Raw genomic sequence first — 19,198 nt, 5'->3', positions numbered from 1 at the left:
CGGTTTTCCTCATGGGGTTGCCGCAGCCCTGCGGTCCATGTCGTCGAGCCAGCCCTGGCGCAGCTCGGGCACCGAACGCGCCAGCAGTTCGTAGTAGGGGTGGTGCGGCCCGCGCTCGTAGTCGGCGCGCGCCACTTGCGCCAGCTTGCGTCCATGCTGCATCACGACGATCTCGTCGCACACCGAGCGCACCGTGTGCAGGTCGTGGCTGATGAACAGGTAGGACACGCCAAGCTCGCGCCGCAGTTCGGCCATCAGGTCGAGCACTGCCGCGCCGACGACCGTGTCGAGCGCCGAGGTCACTTCGTCGCACAGGATCAGGTCGGGGTCGGCCGCCAGTGCGCGCGCCAGGTTGACGCGCTGCTTCTGTCCGCCCGAAAGGCCGCCGGGCAGGCGGTCGGCCACCGTGTGCGGCAGCTTCACCAGATCGAGCAGCTCCTGGATGCGCCGCTTGAGCGGCTCGCCGCGCAGGCCCTTGTAGAACTGCAGCGGCCGCGCCAGGATGCGCCCGATGGTCTGCGACGGGTTCAGCGCCGTGTCGGCCATCTGGAAGACGATCTGGATGCGGCGCAGCTCGTCGCGCTCGCGCTGCTGCAGCGTGGGCTTGAGTTCGCGGCCGTGGAACAGCACGCTGCCGTGGCTGGGCTTCAGGAGGCCCGCCACCGCCCGCGCCAGCGTGGTCTTGCCCGAGCCCGATTCGCCGATCACGCCGATCGCCTGGCCGCGGTAGAGCTTCAGGTCGATGTCCTCCAGGATCGGCTTGGCCGGGCGTCCCTGCGCATCCACCGGGCCGTAGCCGGCCGAGAGTTGGCGCACCTCGAGCAGCAACTCGGGATCGTCGTTGGCGGCCTTGGCCGACTCGCGCGGCGCCGGCCGCGCGGCGGCCAGCAGGCTTTTCGTGTATTCGTCGGCCGGCGCGGCGAGGATCTGCCCGGTCGCGTTCAGCTCGCGCATGCAGCCGTTGCGCAGCACCAGGATGTGGTCGGCCATCTGCGCCACCACCGCCAGGTCGTGGCTCACGTACACCGCGGTGGCGCGGCGCTCGCGCACCACGCGGCGGAAGGCGCGCAGCACCTCGATCTGCGTGGTCACGTCGAGCGCGGTGGTCGGCTCGTCGAGGATCACCAGGTCGGGGTCGCCGATCAGCGCCATCGCCGCCATCAGCCGCTGCAGCTGGCCACCGGAGACCTGGTGCGGATAGCGCGCGCCGATGCCCTCCGGATCGGGCAGCGCCAGTTCGCGGAACAGCTGCACCGCCTTTGCCTCGGCCTCGGCCCGCTTGCACAGGCCGTGGATGACCGTGGGCTCGACCACCTGGTCCATGATCGTGCGCGAGGGATTGAAGGAGGCGGCCGCGCTCTGCGCGATGTAGGAGACCGTGCGGCCGCGCAGGCTGCGCTGGCGCGCCGCATCGAGTGCCAGCACGTCGGTGTCGCCGATCTGCACCCGGCCGGCCGAGATGCGGCAGCCGCTGCGCGCATAGCCCATCAGCGCGAGCGCGGTGGTGGTCTTGCCGGAACCCGACTCGCCGATCAGCGCCAGCACTTCGCCGGGCTGCACGGAGAAGCTCAGGTTGTCGACCAGCGTGTTCGCGCCGGCGCAGATGCTCAGGCCCTGGACAGTGAGTGGTGCGCCCATCAGCGTGCTCCGCGTTCCCGGTCCGAACGGCCGGGCAGGTTGTCGATGACGAGATTGACCGCGATGGTCAGGCTCGCGATGGCCAGCGCCGGCACGATCACCGAGGCGCCGCCCATGGCGAGCGCACCGATGTTCTCGCGCACCAGCGAGCCCCAGTCGGCCGCCGGCGGCTGGATGCCCAGGCCCAGGAAGCTCAGGCTCGCCAGCAGCAGCACGACGTAGACGAAGCGCAGCCCCAGGTCGGCCAGCATCGGGCCCAGGATGTTGGGCAGGATCTCGCGCAGCATGATGTAGAGCGTGCCTTCGCCGCGCGTGCGCGCCACGGTCACGTAGTCGAGTGCATTGATGTTGACGGCCAGCGAGCGCGCCATGCGGTAGGCGCCCGGCACGTAGATGATGGCCGCCGTGGCCACCAGCATCGGCACCGAGGAGCCGAAGCCCGCCACCATGATGAGCGCGAACATCTTGCTCGGGATCGCGGTCAGCGTGTCGAGGCCGCGGCTGAGCACCGCGTCGATCCAGCGGCCGCTGGCGGCGGCCAGGAGCGCCAGCACGGTGCCGGTTCCGCTGGCCAGCAGCGTGGCCAGCAGCGCGACGCCGATCGTGTAGCGCGCCCCCTGGATGATGAGCGCCAGCATGTCGCGGCCGAGGTAGTCGGTGCCCAGCCAGTGCGTCGCGCTCATCGGCTCGAAGACGTTCGAGGTGCCCGTGGCCGCCGTGCCGTGCGACAGCAGCCATGGCCCGAGCAGCGCCGCGAGCAGCCAGAACAGCAGCACCGCGAGACCGAGCAGGCCGAATGCGCCGAACCCCCCGAGCCACGGCAGCGGGCCGCCTCGGCGTTCTTGCGGCGCTGGCGCCAGGGAAGCCGTGGCGCTCGCGACCGTTGAAGATGTGGACGTTTCCATGAGCTTCCTTCAGCGGTGCCGCAGCCGCGGATTGGCGAGGATGCCGAAGATGTCGGCCGTCGTCACCAGGATCAAATAGGCGCAGCAGAAGATCATGGCGCAGGTCTGCACCAGCGGCATGTCGCGCTGCGAGACGCCGTCGACCATCAGCTTGGCGATGCCCGGGTAGTTGAAGATGGTCTCGACGATGATCACGCCGCCGAGCAGGTAAGACAGGCTCAGCGCCACCGCATTGGCGATCGGGCCCACCGCATTGGGCAGTGCGTGCGCCAGCACCATGCGCATCGGCGAGGCGCCCTTGAGCCGCACCATCTCGATGTAGGGCGCCTCGAGCTGGTCGATCACCGCGGCGCGCGTCATGCGCATCATCTGCGCCACGATCACGCAGCACAGCACCAGCACCGGCATCGCGAAGGCGCGCAGCAGCTGGCCCAGCGACTCGATGTCGTTGACGAAGGAGAGCGCCGGCAGCCAGCGCAGCTTGACCGCGAACACCAGCACCGCCAGCGTCGCGACCAGGAACTCCGGCACCGACACCACGCCCACCGCCGTCGTCGAGGCGGCGCGGTCGAACCACGAGCCGCGCCACACCGCCGAGGCGATGCCGAGCGCGAGTGCGATCGGCACCGAGAACAGCGCGGTGACGGCGGCCAGCAGCAGCGAGTTGGGGAGGCGGCTGGCGACCAGTTCGGCCACGGGCATCTGCGTGGTCGCGGAGCGGCCGAGGTCGCCCTTCACCATGCCGAGCAGCCACTTCGCGTAGCGCTCGGGTGCCGGCACGTCCAGTCCCATCTGCGCGCGCAGCGCGGCCACGGCCTCGGGCGTGGCGTCCTGGCCGAGCTGCTCCTGAGCGGCATCGCCGGGCAGCACCGCGGTGATCGAGAACACGACCACCGACACCGCCAGCAGCGACAGGAGCGCCAGCGCGATGCGCTGGACGAGAAGCTTGATGATCAGTTGATTCATGTCAGCGACTCCATTGGACTGTTCCTCCAGGCGCGCCCCAGGGCCGGCGCAACCAGGCCTGTTCGGGGAACACCGCGGAACCGGCTTTGCCGGGCCGCTGGTGTTGCCCCCGGCGAGGGGGGTGGCGGCTACACGAAGTGAGCAAGCCTGGGGGAGAGCTCACGCTTCCAGCCATACGTTCTCGGCGAAGTTGTAGCCCATGAGGCCGCCCAGCGGGATGGGCGACAGGCCCTTGAGCTTGGAGGTGTGGCCGTCGATGCTCGCGAGGAACAGCGGGATGCCGATGCCGGCCTCCTGGTGGATCATGGTCTGCATGTCGGCATACATCTGCTTGCGCTTGGCCAGGTCGGTCTCGGCGCGCGAGGCCAGCAGCAGCTGGTCGAACTTCTCGCTCTTCCAGCGCGACTCGTTCCAGGCTGCGCCCGACTGGAAGAACTGCGTCAGCAACACGTCGGCGCTCGGGCGCGGGTTGACGTTGCCGAAGCCCACATGGCTGTTGAGCCAGTGGTTCGACCAGTAGCCGTCGGCCGGCATGCGCTTGATGTCGATCTCCAGCCCCGCGCGCTGCGCCGTCTGCTGCAGCAGCAGCGCCATCTCCACCGAGTAGAGCGCCGCCGGCGAAGCCACCATCGGCACCTTGCCGGTGACGCCGGACTTCTGCAGGTGGAACTTCGCCTTGTCGAGGTCGAAGGGGCGCTGCGGCAGGCCGGCGAAGTAGAAGCGGTTGGTCGGATCGATCGGCTGGTCGTTGGCCACCACCGCATAGTCGAGCGCAATGGTCTTCTTCATCTGCTCGCGGTCGAACAGGTGCTTCATGCCGAGCACGAAGTCGGGGTTGGCACCGGGGCCCACGTCCTTGCGCATCACGAGGTCGGAGTACTGGCCGGACTGGGTGACGAAGATGCCGAAGCCGGGGGTTCCCTTCACGCGCTCCACAGAGCGCGGGTTGACCGAGCCGACCAGGTCCATGCCGCCCGACAGCAGCGCATTGACGCGCGCGCTCTCGTCGCCGATGCCCACGAACTCGATCTCGTCCAGGTAGGGCTTGCCGGGCTTCCAGTAGGCGTCGTTGCGCACCATCAGCGAGCGCACACCGGGCTTGAATTCCTTGAGCTTGTAGGGGCCGGTGCCGATGCCGGCGTTGAAGTCGGTCGTGCCTTCCTTGACGATCTGGAAGTGGAAGGTGCCCAGGATCACCGGCAGGTCGGCGTTCGGCGCGCTGAGCACGAAGGTCACTTCGTTGGCGCCGGTGGCTTTGACGCTTTCGATCTGGTCAGCGAGCACCTTGGCCTTGGAGGCGGTGGCCGGGTCCTTGTGGCGCATCACCGAGAACACGACGTCGGCCGGCGCGAGCGCCTTGCCGTCATGGAAGGTCACGCCCTTGCGCAGCGTGAAGACCCAGGTCTTGGCGTCCTTGGTGGTGAACGATTCGGCCAGCGCGGGCTGCGGCGTGAGGCTGCCGTCCAGCGTGGTCAGGCCGTTGTAGATCATGTTGCAGCGCGAGTAGTCGGTCTGGTTCGACTGCTTGGCCGGATCGAGCGTGTCGGTGGCGGCGGCCGTGGCGCCTGCCACCCGGAGGCGCCCGCCCTTCCTGGGCGTCTGCGCATGGGCGGATACCGCCATGCCGGCGAGGCTGCCGGCCAGGGTGGCCTGCATGCCACCGGCCATCAGCATCGTCAGGATGTCGCGCCGGGAGGCGCCGCGTTTCAGCGATTCCATCACGCGAAGGCTTTCGCCGGGACCGACGAGGCTTTCGAACCTCTTGTTGCTGCTGTCGCTCATGGTGGGGTACTCCTGTGGGGCCGGTGACTGAGGGTTGAAGAACAAACAAACACGGAACGGAAACGGCGGACTCGCTGTGCGCTCAGGCCAGCTTGTCCTTGAGCGAGTAGTAAAGCCCGACTGCCGGCAGGAACCAGGGCGGGCCGAAGTGACCGGGGATGGCGGGCCAGTCGCGGCCCTGCCAGGGGTTGGCGTTGGCGTCGCCGTTCATCACGGCGGCCATGCGCTCGCCCATGTGAACCGACATCTGCGTGCCGTGGCCGCTGTAGCCCATGGCGTAGTAGAGGCCGTCGCGCTCGCCGGCGTGGGGCAGGCGGTCTTGCGTCATGTCGACCAGTCCGCCCCAGCAGTAGTCCAGCCGCACGGCGCCGAGCTGCGGGAAGGTTTCGGCCAGTCCGGCGCGAAGGATCTCGCCGCTTGCGGCATCGGCCTGCGGGCTGGAAACCGAGAAGCGCGCACGGCCGCCGAACACCAGCCGGTGGTCGGTCGTGAGCCGGAAGTAGTGGTGGATGTTCGCGACCGTCGTGTAGGTGCGCCGGGCCGCGAGCAGCGCCTGCGCGCGCTCCGCACCGAGCGGCTCGGTCACGACGATGAAGCTGCCGATCGGCACGATGCGCCGGCGCAGCCAGCCGAAGCTGCCGTAGCCGCCATGGCGCGTGGCGCCCGTGGCCAGCAGCACCTGCTGCGCGGTGACGGTGCCGCCGGCGGTGTGCAGCCGGTGTGCATGGCCCTGGCCTAGCCGCTCGACGCGGTTGACCATGGTGCCGGTGTGGATCTGCGCGCCGTGGCGCTGCGCGGCTTCGGCCAGCCCCTGGGCGAAGCGGCCCATGTGCATCTGGCCGCTGCGCTTGTAGAGCAGGCCGCCATGAAAGCGCTCGCTCTGCACCTCGCTGCGCACCTGCGCCGCATCGAGGATCTCGACGTCGGTGTCCACGCCGTCGGCCACCAGGCGCTGCGCGCTGCGTTCGAGCGCGGCCATCTGGTGGGCGCGCGTGGCGAGCTTGAGCTTGCCATGGCGCATGAAGTCGCAGTCGATCGCCTCGTCGCGCACCAGCCGCGCCACGGTGTCCACCGCGTCGTCGTAGGCGCGGTACCAGGCCCGGGCCTTCTCGATGCCGACCTTGGCCGCCACATCGGCGTAGTCCACGGCCAGCCCGTTGTTCACGTGGCCGCCATTGCGGCCCGACGCCTCGGCCGCCACGCGGGTGCCGGCTTCCAGCACCGCGACGCGGGCGCCGCGTTGGGCCAGCGCCCGCGCCGCCGACAGGCCGGTGAAGCCGCCGCCCACGATCGCGACGTCCACCTGCGCCGGCAGTGCATGCGCTGCCGGCGAGAAGGCCGGCGCGGAATCGGTCCAGTAGGAGTCGAGCTTCATGGCGTGGAGCGGGTCAGCGTGCAGAGGAGGATCAGAGGCCCACGACGCCGGGCAGGCCGCCGATGTCCTGGATCTCGGTGTAGCGGTAGGCCGGGTTGCCCGGGCCGTGGCCGCGGTTGACGAACACCTTGTTGACGATGCCGATGTCGTCCGCCGACATCAGGTCGTAGCGCAGGCTGGACGACACGTGCAGCACGTCTTCCGGGTTGCAGCCCAGCGAGTCGAGCATGTACTCGAAGGCCTGCAGGCGCGGCTTGTAGGCTTGCGCCTGCTGCGCGGTGTAGACGCGGTGGAACGGTGCGCCGAGCATGGCGACGTTCTTCTGGATCTGGTCGTCCGAGGCGTTCGACAGGATGACCAGCGGGATTTCCTTGGCCACCTTGGCGAGGCCTGCGGCCACGTCGTCGTGCGGACCCCAGGTGGGCACGGCGTCGTAGTACTTCTGGCCGTCGCTGTCGAAGTACTGGATCTTCCACTTCCTGCACAGGCGACGCACCGCATTCTTCAGCACCACCTCGTAGGGCTGCCAGGCGCCCAGCACCTCGTCGAAGCGGTAAGCGGTGAAGTCGGCGACGAACTGCTCCATCTGCTCGGGCCGGATGCGATCGGCAAAGAGGTCGAGGGTCAACTCCTTCATGCGGAACCGGGTGAGGGTGCCGTAGCAGTCGAAGGTCACGTACTTGGGACGAAAAGTCATGGTCTCTGTTCCTGTTTGAAAGGTGGCTAATGCGACAAGCTCATTACGAAATCATTACGAAGCGATTGCAGCACGCTCCCGCTCGAGGTATGTAGGGAAAAACGGCGCTTGCCGAAACGAAGCTGCGGTTTGCGGGGGTGGCGACGGCATGCCGTGCGGTGTGCCCAGCATGCGTGCGGCCATGCACCTCGGTGCGCCGCGGCAAAGCCGATGAGCACGCTTTTGAAGCGCGGGTTGGCGTCGAACGCCCGACGTCCCCGGCCCTTGCCGGTGGATGTTTCGCGGATCGACGGCTTGCATGGCGGCGGGTCCTATGAAGTGGCCGTCGATCCTAGGCAGGATGCCTCAGCATTTGTGTGCATATGCGGGCGCGCCGCGGCATCGAATTGCGAAACCGGGCCGCCCGGCAACCGAAGCTTGCAAGTTGCAAAGGAGGCCGAATTCGGTCTGGTGCAGCGCCGCAATGTCGTCCAAGATGGATGCGCCATTCCTTCGCAACAGAGAGTTTTCCCCATGCCCGAACCTATTTCGAATGCACCCGCCCCGGATGGCGTGGTGTTCAGACCGATGACGGCCGCCGACCTTCCGCATGCGCATGCGCTGTCCGCCGAGCTGCGCTGGCCGCATCGCCCCGCGGACTGGGAGCAGATGTTCTCGCATGCCGAAGGCATCGCGGCCGAACGCGACGGCGAACTCGTCGCGACCGGCCTGCGCTGGCTATGGGGCAAGAGCCACGCCACCATCGGCCTGGTGATCGTCTCGCCCGCCTGCCAGGGCCGCCGCATCGGGCACCGCCTCATGAGCGCCTTGCTCGACGGGCTGGACAAGCGCACGGTGCTGCTGCACGCCACCGCGGAAGGGCGGGGGCTTTATGAACGGCTGGGGTTCGTGCGCACCGGCGAGATGCGCCAGCACCAGGGCATTGCGCTGCCGGCACCGCTGGTCGCGCTGCAGCCCGGCTGGCGGCTGCGGCCCGCGGGGCTCAACGAACTGCCCGCGCTGCAGGCACTCGATGCGGCGGCACGCGGCATGCCGCGCGACGCGCTCATTGCCGAGCTGCTGCAAAGCGCCGATGCCTGCGTGGTGCTCGACCACGACAACGCGCCGAAGGGCTTCGCCATGCTGCGGCGCTTCGGCCGCGGCCATGCCATCGGGCCCGTGGTCGCGCCCGATGCCGAGGGCGCGAAGGCGCTGATTGCGCATCTCGCGGGCCTGAACGCCGGCAACTTCACGCGCATCGACATCGACTTCGACAGCGGCCTGGCCGAATGGCTCGAGAGCATCGGCCTGCTGCGCGTGGATGCGCCGACGACGATGGTGCGCGGTGAGCCGCTCGCGGTGCCGGCGCAAGGGCCGGCGCTGTTCGCGATCGTGACCCAGGCCGTGGGTTGAAGGGGCAGTCCATGGGAGCCTTCACCTTTCTCTACAAGTCCGACCCCGTGCGCGGGCGCCAGTGGGCCGAGGTGTTCGGTCGCCGCCGGCCCGACATCGACTTCCGCATCTGGCCCGACATCGGCGACGCGGCGCAGGTGCGCTTTCTCGCAGCATGGGAGCCGCCGGACGACATCGCCGAGCGCTTCCCGAATCTCGAGGTGCTGTTCTCCTCGGGCGCGGGCGTGGACCAGTTCGACTTTGCGGCGCTGCCGCCCGAATTGCCCGTGGTGCGCATGGTCGAGCCCGGCATCGTGCGCGGCATGGTCGAGTACGCGACGCACGCGGTGCTCGGCCTGCATCGCGACATGCCGCAGTACCGGCGCCAGCAGCAGGAAGGACAGTGGAAGCCGCTGCCCGTGCGGCCCGCAGGCGAGCGGCGCGTGGGCGTGCTGGGGCTGGGCTCGCTCGGCCAGGCGGTGCTGGCGCRGCTGGTCTCGTTGGGCTTCGACTGCGCGGGATGGAGCCGCTCGCAGCATGAAGTCGTTGGCGTGCAGTGCCATGCGGGTGCCGACGCGCTGCCCGCCTTTCTGGCGCGCACCGACGTCCTCGTGTGCCTGCTGCCGCTCACCGATTCGACGCGCGGCTTTCTCGATGCGAAGCTGTTCTCGATGCTGCCCAGGGGCGCGGGGCTGGTGCACGTGGGCCGCGGGCCGCACCTGGTGGAGCGCGACTTTCTGGATGCGCTCGCCAGCGGGCAGATCGGCGATGCGGTGCTCGACGTGACCGACCCCGAGCCACTGCCGCCCACGCACGCCTTCTGGCGCCATCCGCGCATCCAGCTCACGCCGCACATCGCGAGCATGACGCAGCCGCTGAGCGCCGCGGAGGCCGTGCTCGACAACCTGCGCCGCTTCGAAGCCGGCGAGCCGATGGTCGGCCGCGTGGACCGCGCCAAGGGTTACTGAAAAGCCCGACCGCATGATGTGCTGTGGCGGGTCGCATAACCGCAGCGTGCTTCGCGCAGCACCCCCAAAGCAGCACCACGCCATGCGGCACGCCGCCTAAGCTGAGGGCATTCGAAAGCTTCCTTCGCTCTCGCCTCAATCGACACCGCCATGACGCATCCCACCGCATTGCCGCACCTTGCCACGCTCGACGCGATCGACCGTGCCCACCTCATTCATCCCGTCTCGCCCTGGCGCACGCACGAGCAGCGAGGCCCCACCGTGCTGGCCTCGGCCCGCGGTGCCTGGCTGACGGATGCGAACGGGCACGAACTGCTCGACGCCTTCGCCGGCCTCTGGTGCGTGAACGTGGGCTACGGCCAGGAGAGCGTGGTGCAGGCTGCGGCCGACCAGATGCGGCGCCTGCCGTACGCCACCAGCTACTTTCACTTCAGCAGCGAGCCGGCCATCCGCCTGGCCGAGAAGCTGGTGCAGATCACGCCCGCATCGCTGACCCGCGTGTACATGACGCTCGGCGGCTCGGAGGCGGTGGATGCCGCCGTGCGCTTCATCGTGCAGTACTACAACGCGATCGGCAAGCCGTCGAAGAAGCAGTTCATTGCACTGGAGCGCGGCTACCACGGCTCCTCGTCGACCGGCGCGGGCCTCACGGCCTTGCCCGCCTTCCACCGCGGCTTCGACCTGCCGCTGCCCACGCAGCACTACATCCCGTCGCCCAACCCGTACCGCCATGCGGACGGCGCCGACCCGCAGGCGTTGATCGCCGCGTCGGTGGCTTCGCTGCGCGCCAAGGTGGCCGAGCTCGGCGCCGACAACGTGGCCGCTTTCTTCTGCGAGCCGATCCAGGGTTCGGGCGGCGTCATCGTGCCGCCCAAGGGCTGGCTCAAGGCCATGCGCGATGCGGCGCGCGAGCTCGACATCCTCTTCGTGGTGGACGAGGTCATCACCGGCTTCGGCCGCACCGGCCCCATGTTCGCCTGCGAGGCCGAAGGCGTGGAGCCCGACCTGATGACCATGGCCAAGGGCCTGACGTCGGGCTACGTGCCGATGGGCGCGACGATGATGTCGGAGAAGGTCTATGCCGGCATCGCCGACGGTGCGCCCGCGGGCGCGTCGGTCGGCCACGGCGCCACCTACTCGGCGCACCCGGTGAGCGCCGCGGTCGCGCTCGAGGTGCTGCGCCTGTATGAAGAGGGTGGGGTGCTCGCCAACGGCCAGCGCGGCGCGGCCCATTTTGCGGCGGGGCTCGATGCGCTGCGCGCGCATCCGCTGGTGGGCGATTCGCGCCACCGCGGGCTGCTGGGCGCGCTGGAGCTGGTGAGCGACAAGCAAAGCAAGCGTGGCTTCGATGCGGCGCTCGGCCTGTCGGACCGCATCTTTGCCGCGGGCTACCGCAACGGGCTGGTGTTCCGCGCCTTCGGCGACAACATCCTCGGCTTTGCGCCGGCGCTCACCTTCACCGAAGACGAGTTCGCGCAGATGTTCGCGCGCCTGAAGAAAATACTCGACGAGGTGCTGGACGCCGCGGACGTGCGCGCGGCGCTGGCGGCCTGAGCGGGAAAGCACTGCCCCCGGACCCTGCCGGCGAAGCAGAATCGGACTCTCTCCGTTACTCAGGACCGCCATGTCTGAAGCTTTCAAGATCGACCGACTCGACCTGCGCATCCTGGCCCAGCTGCAGCAGAACGGACGCATGACCAATGTCGACCTCGCGGATGCGGTCGGCCTGTCGCCCAGCCCCTGCCTGATCCGCGTGAAGCGGCTGGAACAGGCGGGCTACATCGCCGGCTACGGCGCACACCTGCGGCTCGAGAAGCTCGGCGACACGCTCACCGTGTTCACCGAGGTCACGCTGCAGGACCATCACCGCGAGGACTTCGTGCGCTTCGAGGCCGCGATCCGCGAAGTGGACGAGGTGCTCGAATGCCACCTGGTGAGCGGCGGCTACGACTACCTGCTGCGCTTCCTGACGCGCGGCGTCAACCACTACCAGGAAGTGATCGAGGAACTGCTCGAACGCAACATCGGCATCTCGAAGTACTTCAGCTACATCGTCATCAAGTCGCCGTTCATCAAGACGCATTGCCCGATCGAACGGCTGTTTCCCCACCCGCGGTGACCGGCGCCTTCGACTTTTCATGCCCGAACCCACCTCCAGCCTTCGCCCGCCCGCCCGCTTCGTGCGGCTCGCCGAAACCGACAGGCCCTCGCTGGCCTTCCAGATCGACGGCCAACCGGCCACCGCACTGGCCGGCGACACGCTGCTGGTGGCACTGCTGAGCCAGGGCCGGCGGGTGCGGGACAGCGAGTTCGGCGACGGTGCGCGCGCCGGCTTCTGCCTCATGGGCGCCTGCCAGGACTGCTGGGTGTGGGCCGCTTCGGGCGAGCGGCTGCGCGCCTGCTCGACGACGGTGGAGGCGGGTATGTCGGTGCTCACGCGGCCGCCCGTGGGCCAGTGGCCCGTGACGCCCGACCTGAAGCAGTCGCTGGCACGCCACGCTGCGGAGAACGGCGCGTGAGCGGCGCATCCGCAAGTGCACCGCGCGTGGTCGTGGTGGGTGCCGGCCCCGCGGGCGTGCGCGCAGCGCAGGCCCTGGTGCAGGCCGGGCTGCGGCCCACGGTGGTCGACGAAGGCCGGCGCGACGGCGGCCAGATCTACCGCCGCCAGCCCGAAGGTTTCAAGCGCCCCTACGCCAAGCTCTACGGCACCGAGGCCGAGAAGGCGCAAGCGCTGCACCGCGACTTCGACGCGCTGCGCGCCCAGGTCGACTACCGCAGCGACACGCTGGCCTGGAACCTGAGCGAGGGCGAACTGCACGTGGTGCACGAGGGCGAGCCGCAGGTGCTGCCCTTCGATGCGCTGATCGTGTGCTCCGGCGCCACCGACCGGCTGATGCCCGTGCCGGGCTGGCACCGCGCCGGCTGCTACAGCCTGGGCGCCTCGCAGATCGCGCTGAAGGCGCAGGCCTGCGCCATTGGCGCGCGCACTGTCTTTCTCGGCAGCGGGCCGCTGCTGTACCTCGTCGCCTCGCAGTACGTGCAGGCCGGCGCCCAGGTGGCGGCGGTGCTCGACACGGCCCCTTCGGCCAAGTCATGGCGTGCGATGACCGGGCTGCTCGCGCGGCCGCGGCTGGCCCTGCGCGGGCTGGCGCTGATCCGCGGCCTGCGCCGCGCCGGCGTGCCCGTGCTGCAGGGCGTGACGCCGTTGCGCATCGACGGCGACGACAGCGCAGGCGTGCAGGCCGTGGCCGTGCGCGATGCGCAAGGCCATGAGCAACGCTTCGCATGCGATGCGGTCGGCCTCGGCTGGCACCTGCGCGCCGAAACACAACTGGCCGATCTCGCGCGCTGCGAATTCGACTTCGAGCCGGTGAGCCGCCAATGGCTGCCGCGCATCGACGCCGACGGGCGCAGCAGCACGCGCAGCGTGTACCTGGCGGGTGACGGCGCCCGCATCCTCGGCGCCGATGGTGCCGAGGCCGCCGGTCGTCTGGCGGCGCTCGCGGCACTGGCCGACCTGGGCCATGCGCCCGGACAGGCGCTCTACGGCGCCGAAGCCGCTGTGCTGCAACGCACGCTGGCCCGGATGAACCGTTTTCGCGAAGGCCTGGCGCGCGCCTTTCCATGGCCGCATGCGCAAGCCGCTGCGTTGCCCGACGACGCGGTGGTGTGCCGCTGCGAAGCCGTCACGGCCGGCGAGCTGCGCCGTTGCGTCAACGAGCTGGACAGCCACGAAGTCAACCGCGCCAAGGCCTTCAGCCGTGTCGGCATGGGCCGCTGCCAGGGCCGCTTCTGCGGCCATGCCTCGGCCGAGATCGTCGCGCAGGCCAGCGGCGTGCCGATCGAACTGGTGGGCCGCCTGCGCTCGCAGGCGCCGGTCAAGCCGCTGGCGATGAGCACGCGCGAGGTGCAGGTATGAGCGCCGCTCCGGGCCGCCCCAAGCAAGCTCGCACCGCAGTGCGAAGCACGAAGGTCATCCAATGAGCGAGACCACGAACACCGACGTGCTGATCCTTGGCGGCGGCCTCATGGGCACCACCGCCGCTTTCTTCCTGCGCCACGATCATGGCCTGTCGGTCACGCTGCTCGAGCGCGAGCTGGTGGGCCGCCAGGCCAGCGGCACCAACTTCGGCAACGTGCGACGCCAGGGCCGCGCGTTGGCGCAGATGCCGCTGGCCAACCGCGCGCGCGCCGTGTGGGGCCGCGTGAAGGAACTGCTGGGCGAAGACCTGGAGTTCGTGCCCTACGGCCACCTGCGCGTCTGCTACACCGAAAAGCAGGCCGCCACGCTGGAGCAGCATGCGAAGGACGTGAAGCCGCTGGGCCTCGACCTCGAGCTCTTCAACGCCGAGCAGCTGCGCAAGCGCTGGGGCATCTTCGCGCCCGAGGTGGTGAGCGGTTCGCTCTCGCCGAACGACGGCCATGCCAATCCGCGGCTGGCCGGTCCGGCCTTTGCGCGGGCGGCCCGCCGCGCCGGGGCGAACATCGTCGAGCATGCCGAGGTGATGCAGGTCGAGCGCGACGGAGAGGGCTTCGTCGCCCACACCGCCGACGGGCGGCGCTTTCGGGCACCGCAATTGCTGGTCGCTTGCGGCGCGTGGTCGAACCGCATGGCCGAGCAGTTCGGCGAGGCCGTGCCGATGGAGGCGCGCGGCCCGCAGATGGGCGTGACCGAGCCGCTGCCCTATGCCATCGGCCCGTCGATCGGTTTGTCTTCGCCGATCGAGCATGAAGGCCTGTACTTCCGCCAGATCGCACGCGGCAACATCGTCTTCGGCGGCGGGCTCAAGGGGCCGGCGCATGCGAACAGCGTGCGCGCCTACGTCAAGCCGGACAACGTGCTGCGGCAGCTGCGCGAGCTGCGCCGCTTCGTGCCGGCCTTCGCGCATGTGCAGCTGATCCGCGTGTGGAGCGGCATCGAGGGCTACACAGCCGACTGGCAGCCGGTCATGGGGCCCAGCGCGCGCGTGCCGGGCTTGCACTACGCTTTCGGCTTCAACGGCGAGGGTTTTGCCATCAGCCCCGGCGTGGGCGAGACGATGGCCGAGCTGATCGCCACCGGTCGGACTTCGACGCCGATCGAGGGTTTCTCGATCGGCCGCTTCGCGCCCGAGTTGACGAAGCAGGTGGCCTGAAGCGCGGCCCGAACCCCGGCTTTCGTTGCTGCGGCACGATCCACTGGTGGAAGTTCGCAATCACGCATTTCTCACTTTTCCCGGTACATGGTTCGGCATCGACGCGGCAGTGTTTTCTCTAGCATTGGTCCACCATCCGACCAATGCGAACAGGGTTCCACATGTCCAAGCTTCTTGTCCCTTTCAACCTCGAAAAACTCGGCGAGCCGCGTGAATACCGCCCGCCGGCGGAACGCGTTATCGAGGGCGATGTCGTATGCCGCAACTGGGACATCGACAGCGCGAAAGACGGCAAGGTGCGTGCGGGGGTGTTCGAGTCGACAGTCGGCGTCAATCACTCCATCAAAGGAGACACGTGGGAGTTCTGCCTGATCCTTTCCGGCGTGGTGGAGATCACGGAGCAAGGTCAACCGCCGTTGACCTACAAGGCCGGCGACTGCTTCATCATGAAGCCGGGCTATGTCGGGACGTGGCGCACCATCGAAACCGTCCGCAAGGTGTGGGTTACCGCCTGACACGACAGTGTGCCGACAGCTGAACTACTCATGGACGGAAAGCTCGATCATGGCAACTGACAACCGAAGCTGGGACGACTCCCGGTTCTACATCGATGGGCATTGGCAGGACCGTACCCATGCCGCGAGCATTGCGGTCGTCAATCCGTTTTCCGAAGAGATCGTTGGGCGTGTCGCAGCCGGTTCGTCGATGGATGTCGACCTTGCCGTCGCTGCAGCCCGACGTGCTTTTGAAACGTTCTCGCGAAGCACGGTCGACGAGCGGCTTGCGCTGCTGGGCCGCATCCTGGCGCTGCTGGAAGAGCGTGCGGAGCTGTTCGCGCAAGCCATCGTGGCGGAGATGGGCACGCCCATCGGATTCGCCAGGACCGCTCATGTGCCTTTTGGGATCGCGCATGTTCGCGCCCAGATGGAAGTGCTGCAACGCTACAAATTTCTTTCCATCGAGGGCGGCAGTGCCATTTCGAAAGAGCCGATCGGCGTATGCGCGCTGATCACGCCGTGGAACTGGCCGCTGTACCAGATCACCGCCAAGGTCGCGCCGGCGATCGCTGCTGGCTGTACGATCGTCCTGAAGCCCAGCGAACTGTCGCCCTACAGCGCGCAGCTCTTCGCGCAAGTGATGCACGATGCCGGCGTGCCGGCCGGTGTGTTCAACCTGGTCGGTGGCACGGGTGAGGTCGTCGGTGCCGCGTTGGCGGCGCACCCCGATGTCGACATGATCTCCATCACGGGATCGACGCGCGCGGGTGTACTCGTCGCCCAGGCGGCCGCAGTGACGGTCAAGCGCGTCGTGCAGGAACTGGGCGGCAAGTCGCCGAACCTGTTTCTCGACGACGCTGATTTCGCCCAGGGTGTAGCGAAAGGCGTGTTGGCAGGAATGCGCAACGCAGGCCAGTCATGCAGCGCACCGACGCGGATGCTGGTGCCCGCATCGCGCCTGGCCGAAGTGGAGGCATTGGCAGCGACAGCGGCGGCCGGTATCACGGTCGGTGATCCGCGCGATGAAAAGACGTCGATGGGTCCGATTGCAAACGCCGCGCAATACGCAAGGGTGCAGGCGATGATCGCCAGCGGAATAGAAGACGGCGCCAAGCTGGTCTGTGGCGGTCCGGGCAGGCCTGCCGGTTTGACACAAGGCTACTTCGTGCGGCCGACGGTGTTTTCCGACGTGACGCCCGGCATGAGAGTGGCGCAGGAAGAAATATTCGGCCCCGTGCTGGTCATCATGCCCTACCGGGATGAGGCCGAGGCCATCGCGATTGCGAACGATACGGTCTATGGCCTCAGTGCCAGCGTGCAGTCCGGCGATCGGGAGCGGGCACGGCGCGTGGCGGCGCAACTCCGCGCCGGCCAGGTGCATATCAACTACCCGCCTTGGAACAGCCACGCGCCATTCGGCGGATACAAGCGGTCCGGCAACGGCCGCGAATACGGCATCCATGGACTCGAGGAATACCTTGAGACCAAGGCAGTCGTTGGCTATTGATCTCGCCTCCCGTATCTGCAGACAAGTGGCAAGCATGCTTGCAATTTTTCACTGACTCTTAACGGACATCCCGAGAATGCCTGCACCTCTATTTGCCGTTGAATCCAGCCCGGACCTGCCGACGCACGCCGACGTCGTCGTGATTGGCGGCGGCATCATCGGAGTTTTTGCCGCCTATTACATGGCCAAGCGTGGCATGAAGGTCGCGATCGTGGAAAAGGGGCGCGTCGGCGCTGAACAATCGAGCCGGAACTGGGGCTGGTGCCGTCAGCAAAACCGAGACGCTCGCGAATTGCCGATGGCCACGAAGAGTCTGGACCTGTGGGAGCAATTCACAGCAGAAACCGGTGAGGTGACGGGCTTCCAGAGATGCGGATTGCTCTACCTCAGCAACAGCGAGAAGGAGTTGGATGGCTGGGCTCGCTGGGGGCAGTTCGCGCGCACCGTCGACGTGAAGACCCAGATGCTGACCGCGGAAGAAGCGGCGCAACGCGGCCGGGCAACCGGCAAGCCCTGGAAAGGCGGTGTCTTCGCGCCTACCGACGGTACCGCCGACCCGTCCCGTGCGGCCCCGGCCGTGGCGCGGGCCGTCATGAAGCTCGGCGGCACAGTTCACCAGGGCTGTGCGGCGCGGGGCGTGGAGACCGAGGGCGGGCGGCTCTCGGCCGTGGTCACCGAGCGCGGGACCATCCGCACGAAGATCGCGGTGCTTGCCGGAGGCGCCTGGGCATCCTCGTTCTGCCGCCAATATGGCATTCGGTTTCCCCAGGCTGCAATCCGGCAGACGGTGCTGTCGGTTGCCACGGGCAGCAAGGACATACCGGCTGCGCTTCACACGACCGGCGTCTCCATGACGCGGCGCGGGGACGGCGGATACACCCTGGCCATCAGTGGTCGAGGACGCGTGGACCCTACGCCGCAACTTCTGCGTTTTGCACCGCAGTTCCTGCCCATGTTCCAGCGGAGATGGCGCAATCTCGCGCCCGGCGGAATCGAAGGCGTCCGCTCGGGCCATGAAGGCTGGTCCCGCTGGCGGCTCGACAAGCCGACGCCCATGGAGCGGATGCGCATCCTCGATCCGAAGGTGGACGCATCGGTTATAGACCTGACGTACAAGCGCGCGGTAGAACTGGTGCCGATGCTGAGGGCGAGTTCGGTCACGGCGGCCTGGGCCGGCTATGTGGACAGCACGCCCGACGGTGTCCCGGGCATCGGCGAGATCTCGAGCCTGCGCGGACTCGTGCTGGCGGCCGGGTTCAGTGGCCATGGCTTCGGTATTGGCCCTGGGGCCGGCCATTTGATTGCCGACATCGTCAGCGGCGCCGAACCCCTTGTCGATCCCCGTCCGTACCACCCGGACAGGTTCCTGTCGTCGGCGTGGGGCAAGGTCGCGGACTTCTAGAGACAGCCATGACGTTCAAGCCCTCCAGTGGCCTGTACGCGCCGGCGCAAAAAATGGTGCCGCACCTGACCGCGCTGCGCGCCGATCACTTGCCGGACGCGGTCAGGCAATCCTCCGCACTGGGATGGCCATACCGGGAGGCCGACTGGCGCTTCGCCTTCGATCTCGGCAGCGGCTTCGCGGCGGAAGTTGATGGCCGTCTGGTCGCCACGGCGATGTGGTGGCCCTATGGCGAGACCCATGCCTCAGTGGGCATGATCATCGTTGACCCGGGCATGCAGGGGCGGGGTCTGGGACGTGCCTTGATGGGGAAGCTGCTCCACGAAGCGAGCGAGCGCACGGTGTTCCTGAACGCCACCCAGGAAGGGTTGCCTCTCTACGCGCAGCTCGGGTTTGTCGCGCGCGGACAGGTGTTTCAGCATCAGTCGGTGCTGCCGGCACAGGCATTTTCTGACGCCACACCAGCGAGCGTCCGTCTCATGCAGGCGGCAGACGTCCAGAGGGTGCGCCGGTTGGACCTAGCCGCCACGGGGATGGAGCGGACTGCATTGCTGGGTGCGTTGTTCGCCGCCGGAACGACGATGGTCGCCGAACGGCGCACCGGTGTGTCGGCGTACGCCTGCCTGAGGGAATTCGGGCATGGCGTGGTGATCGGCCCGGTGGTCGCATCGGGCGCAGATGCTGCCGCCGATGCGATGGACCTCATCGCCGCACTCGCCGCGCGAGCTCGCGGCCGGTTCCTTCGCATCGACGTGACCGAAGGCAGTGGTCTCTCTGCATGGCTGACCGACATGGGGCTGCCCTGCGTCGGCCATGCAGTGCCAATGGTGCGAGACATCCGGGCTCGCCCGATCGATGCCGATGCGGACGGCCGCCTGTTCGCCCTTTCCAATCAGTCGTTCGGCTGAGTCGGCGCACCGTCCACGCAATTACATCCCCAAGATGATGAAAGTTC

The 19,198-nt window shown here is 68.3% G+C and carries 17 protein-coding genes; 11 read left to right on the top strand and 6 right to left on the bottom strand.

All coding sequences use genetic code 11. The features are described 5' to 3' along the window. Nucleotides 1–9: 9 nt before the first annotated feature. From AC1DXX_RS25110 to AC1DXX_RS25085, 6 genes are all read right to left on the bottom strand, one after another. Nucleotides 10–1,638, bottom strand: coding sequence for an ABC transporter ATP-binding protein (locus AC1DXX_RS25110; protein ID WP_478136932.1), 1,629 nt, complete (start codon nucleotides 1,636–1,638; stop codon nucleotides 10–12). Next, entirely contained in the window at nucleotides 1,638–2,543 is a 906-nt protein-coding gene (locus tag AC1DXX_RS25105; RefSeq protein WP_478136931.1) for an ABC transporter permease, read from the bottom strand. The genes AC1DXX_RS25110 and AC1DXX_RS25105 overlap by 1 nt, the downstream gene beginning before the upstream one ends. 9 nt (nucleotides 2,544–2,552) lie before the next feature. Then, nucleotides 2,553–3,509, bottom strand: coding sequence for an ABC transporter permease (locus AC1DXX_RS25100; protein WP_478136930.1), 957 nt, complete (start codon nucleotides 3,507–3,509; stop codon nucleotides 2,553–2,555). Between the two features lie 159 nt (nucleotides 3,510–3,668). Continuing rightward, nucleotides 3,669–5,291: an ABC transporter substrate-binding protein gene (locus AC1DXX_RS25095; RefSeq protein ID WP_478136929.1), complete on the bottom strand. Its 1,623-nt coding sequence runs from the start codon at nucleotides 5,289–5,291 to the stop codon at nucleotides 3,669–3,671. Between the two features lie 82 nt (nucleotides 5,292–5,373). Next, nucleotides 5,374–6,666, bottom strand: a complete 1,293-nt coding sequence (locus AC1DXX_RS25090) for an NAD(P)/FAD-dependent oxidoreductase (RefSeq protein WP_478136928.1) — start codon at nucleotides 6,664–6,666, stop codon at nucleotides 5,374–5,376. A gap of 31 nt (nucleotides 6,667–6,697) precedes the next feature. Continuing rightward, nucleotides 6,698–7,363 (bottom strand): haloacid dehalogenase type II, encoded by a 666-nt coding sequence (locus AC1DXX_RS25085; protein WP_478136927.1) that lies wholly within the window; start codon nucleotides 7,361–7,363, stop codon nucleotides 6,698–6,700. A gap of 513 nt (nucleotides 7,364–7,876) precedes the next feature. Between AC1DXX_RS25085 and AC1DXX_RS25080 the strand changes: the two genes are divergently transcribed. The 11 genes from AC1DXX_RS25080 (at nucleotide 7,877) to AC1DXX_RS25030 (ending at nucleotide 19,151) form a co-directional block, all read left to right on the top strand. Beyond that, nucleotides 7,877–8,755, top strand: coding sequence for a GNAT family N-acetyltransferase (locus tag AC1DXX_RS25080; protein WP_478136926.1), 879 nt, complete (start codon nucleotides 7,877–7,879; stop codon nucleotides 8,753–8,755). Nucleotides 8,756–8,766: 11 nt separating this feature from the next. Further along, nucleotides 8,767–9,702, top strand: coding sequence for a 2-hydroxyacid dehydrogenase (locus tag AC1DXX_RS25075; RefSeq protein ID WP_478136925.1), 936 nt, complete (start codon nucleotides 8,767–8,769; stop codon nucleotides 9,700–9,702). Between the two features lie 150 nt (nucleotides 9,703–9,852). Beyond that, entirely contained in the window at nucleotides 9,853–11,256 is a 1,404-nt protein-coding gene (locus tag AC1DXX_RS25070; protein WP_478136924.1) for an aminotransferase class III-fold pyridoxal phosphate-dependent enzyme, read from the top strand. Between the two features lie 70 nt (nucleotides 11,257–11,326). Beyond that, nucleotides 11,327–11,821, top strand: coding sequence for an Lrp/AsnC family transcriptional regulator (locus AC1DXX_RS25065; protein ID WP_015865681.1), 495 nt, complete (start codon nucleotides 11,327–11,329; stop codon nucleotides 11,819–11,821). Between the two features lie 19 nt (nucleotides 11,822–11,840). Continuing rightward, nucleotides 11,841–12,221: a (2Fe-2S)-binding protein gene (locus AC1DXX_RS25060; protein WP_478136923.1), complete on the top strand. Its 381-nt coding sequence runs from the start codon at nucleotides 11,841–11,843 to the stop codon at nucleotides 12,219–12,221. Then, nucleotides 12,218–13,621, top strand: a complete 1,404-nt coding sequence (locus AC1DXX_RS25055) for an FAD/NAD(P)-dependent oxidoreductase (RefSeq protein ID WP_478136922.1) — start codon at nucleotides 12,218–12,220, stop codon at nucleotides 13,619–13,621. Before AC1DXX_RS25060 ends, AC1DXX_RS25055 begins: the two co-directional genes overlap by 4 nt. 61 nt (nucleotides 13,622–13,682) lie before the next feature. Next, nucleotides 13,683–14,837: an NAD(P)/FAD-dependent oxidoreductase gene (locus tag AC1DXX_RS25050; protein ID WP_478136921.1), complete on the top strand. Its 1,155-nt coding sequence runs from the start codon at nucleotides 13,683–13,685 to the stop codon at nucleotides 14,835–14,837. Nucleotides 14,838–14,998: 161 nt separating this feature from the next. After that, nucleotides 14,999–15,352 (top strand): cupin domain-containing protein, encoded by a 354-nt coding sequence (locus AC1DXX_RS25045; RefSeq protein ID WP_478136920.1) that lies wholly within the window; start codon nucleotides 14,999–15,001, stop codon nucleotides 15,350–15,352. A 49-nt stretch (nucleotides 15,353–15,401) separates the two neighbouring features. Beyond that, nucleotides 15,402–16,841 (top strand): aldehyde dehydrogenase family protein, encoded by a 1,440-nt coding sequence (locus tag AC1DXX_RS25040; RefSeq protein WP_478136919.1) that lies wholly within the window; start codon nucleotides 15,402–15,404, stop codon nucleotides 16,839–16,841. Between the two features lie 76 nt (nucleotides 16,842–16,917). Next, nucleotides 16,918–18,243: an NAD(P)/FAD-dependent oxidoreductase gene (locus tag AC1DXX_RS25035; RefSeq protein ID WP_478136918.1), complete on the top strand. Its 1,326-nt coding sequence runs from the start codon at nucleotides 16,918–16,920 to the stop codon at nucleotides 18,241–18,243. A gap of 8 nt (nucleotides 18,244–18,251) precedes the next feature. Next, nucleotides 18,252–19,151, top strand: a complete 900-nt coding sequence (locus AC1DXX_RS25030; protein WP_478136917.1) for a GNAT family N-acetyltransferase — start codon at nucleotides 18,252–18,254, stop codon at nucleotides 19,149–19,151. Nucleotides 19,152–19,198: the final 47 nt, after the last annotated feature.

This window comes from Variovorax sp. P4_B10 (assembly GCF_056402375.1).
Note: the sequence above shows the minus strand (reverse complement) of the source record. Positions and strands in the feature narration are given on the sequence as shown.

Coding starts and splice junctions, on each gene's coding strand:
- AC1DXX_RS25110 (WP_478136932.1), bottom strand. CDS start 1,638: ATGGGCGCACCACTCACTGTCCAGGGCCTGAGCATCTGCGCCGGCGCG.
- AC1DXX_RS25105 (WP_478136931.1), bottom strand. CDS start 2,543: ATGGAAACGTCCACATCTTCAACGGTCGCGAGCGCCACGGCTTCCCTG.
- AC1DXX_RS25100 (WP_478136930.1), bottom strand. CDS start 3,509: ATGAATCAACTGATCATCAAGCTTCTCGTCCAGCGCATCGCGCTGGCG.
- AC1DXX_RS25095 (WP_478136929.1), bottom strand. CDS start 5,291: ATGAGCGACAGCAGCAACAAGAGGTTCGAAAGCCTCGTCGGTCCCGGC.
- AC1DXX_RS25090 (WP_478136928.1), bottom strand. CDS start 6,666: ATGAAGCTCGACTCCTACTGGACCGATTCCGCGCCGGCCTTCTCGCCG.
- AC1DXX_RS25085 (WP_478136927.1), bottom strand. CDS start 7,363: ATGACTTTTCGTCCCAAGTACGTGACCTTCGACTGCTACGGCACCCTC.
- AC1DXX_RS25080 (WP_478136926.1), top strand. CDS start 7,877: ATGCCCGAACCTATTTCGAATGCACCCGCCCCGGATGGCGTGGTGTTC.
- AC1DXX_RS25070 (WP_478136924.1), top strand. CDS start 9,853: ATGACGCATCCCACCGCATTGCCGCACCTTGCCACGCTCGACGCGATC.
- AC1DXX_RS25065 (WP_015865681.1), top strand. CDS start 11,327: ATGTCTGAAGCTTTCAAGATCGACCGACTCGACCTGCGCATCCTGGCC.
- AC1DXX_RS25060 (WP_478136923.1), top strand. CDS start 11,841: ATGCCCGAACCCACCTCCAGCCTTCGCCCGCCCGCCCGCTTCGTGCGG.
- AC1DXX_RS25050 (WP_478136921.1), top strand. CDS start 13,683: ATGAGCGAGACCACGAACACCGACGTGCTGATCCTTGGCGGCGGCCTC.
- AC1DXX_RS25045 (WP_478136920.1), top strand. CDS start 14,999: ATGTCCAAGCTTCTTGTCCCTTTCAACCTCGAAAAACTCGGCGAGCCG.
- AC1DXX_RS25040 (WP_478136919.1), top strand. CDS start 15,402: ATGGCAACTGACAACCGAAGCTGGGACGACTCCCGGTTCTACATCGAT.
- AC1DXX_RS25035 (WP_478136918.1), top strand. CDS start 16,918: ATGCCTGCACCTCTATTTGCCGTTGAATCCAGCCCGGACCTGCCGACG.
- AC1DXX_RS25030 (WP_478136917.1), top strand. CDS start 18,252: ATGACGTTCAAGCCCTCCAGTGGCCTGTACGCGCCGGCGCAAAAAATG.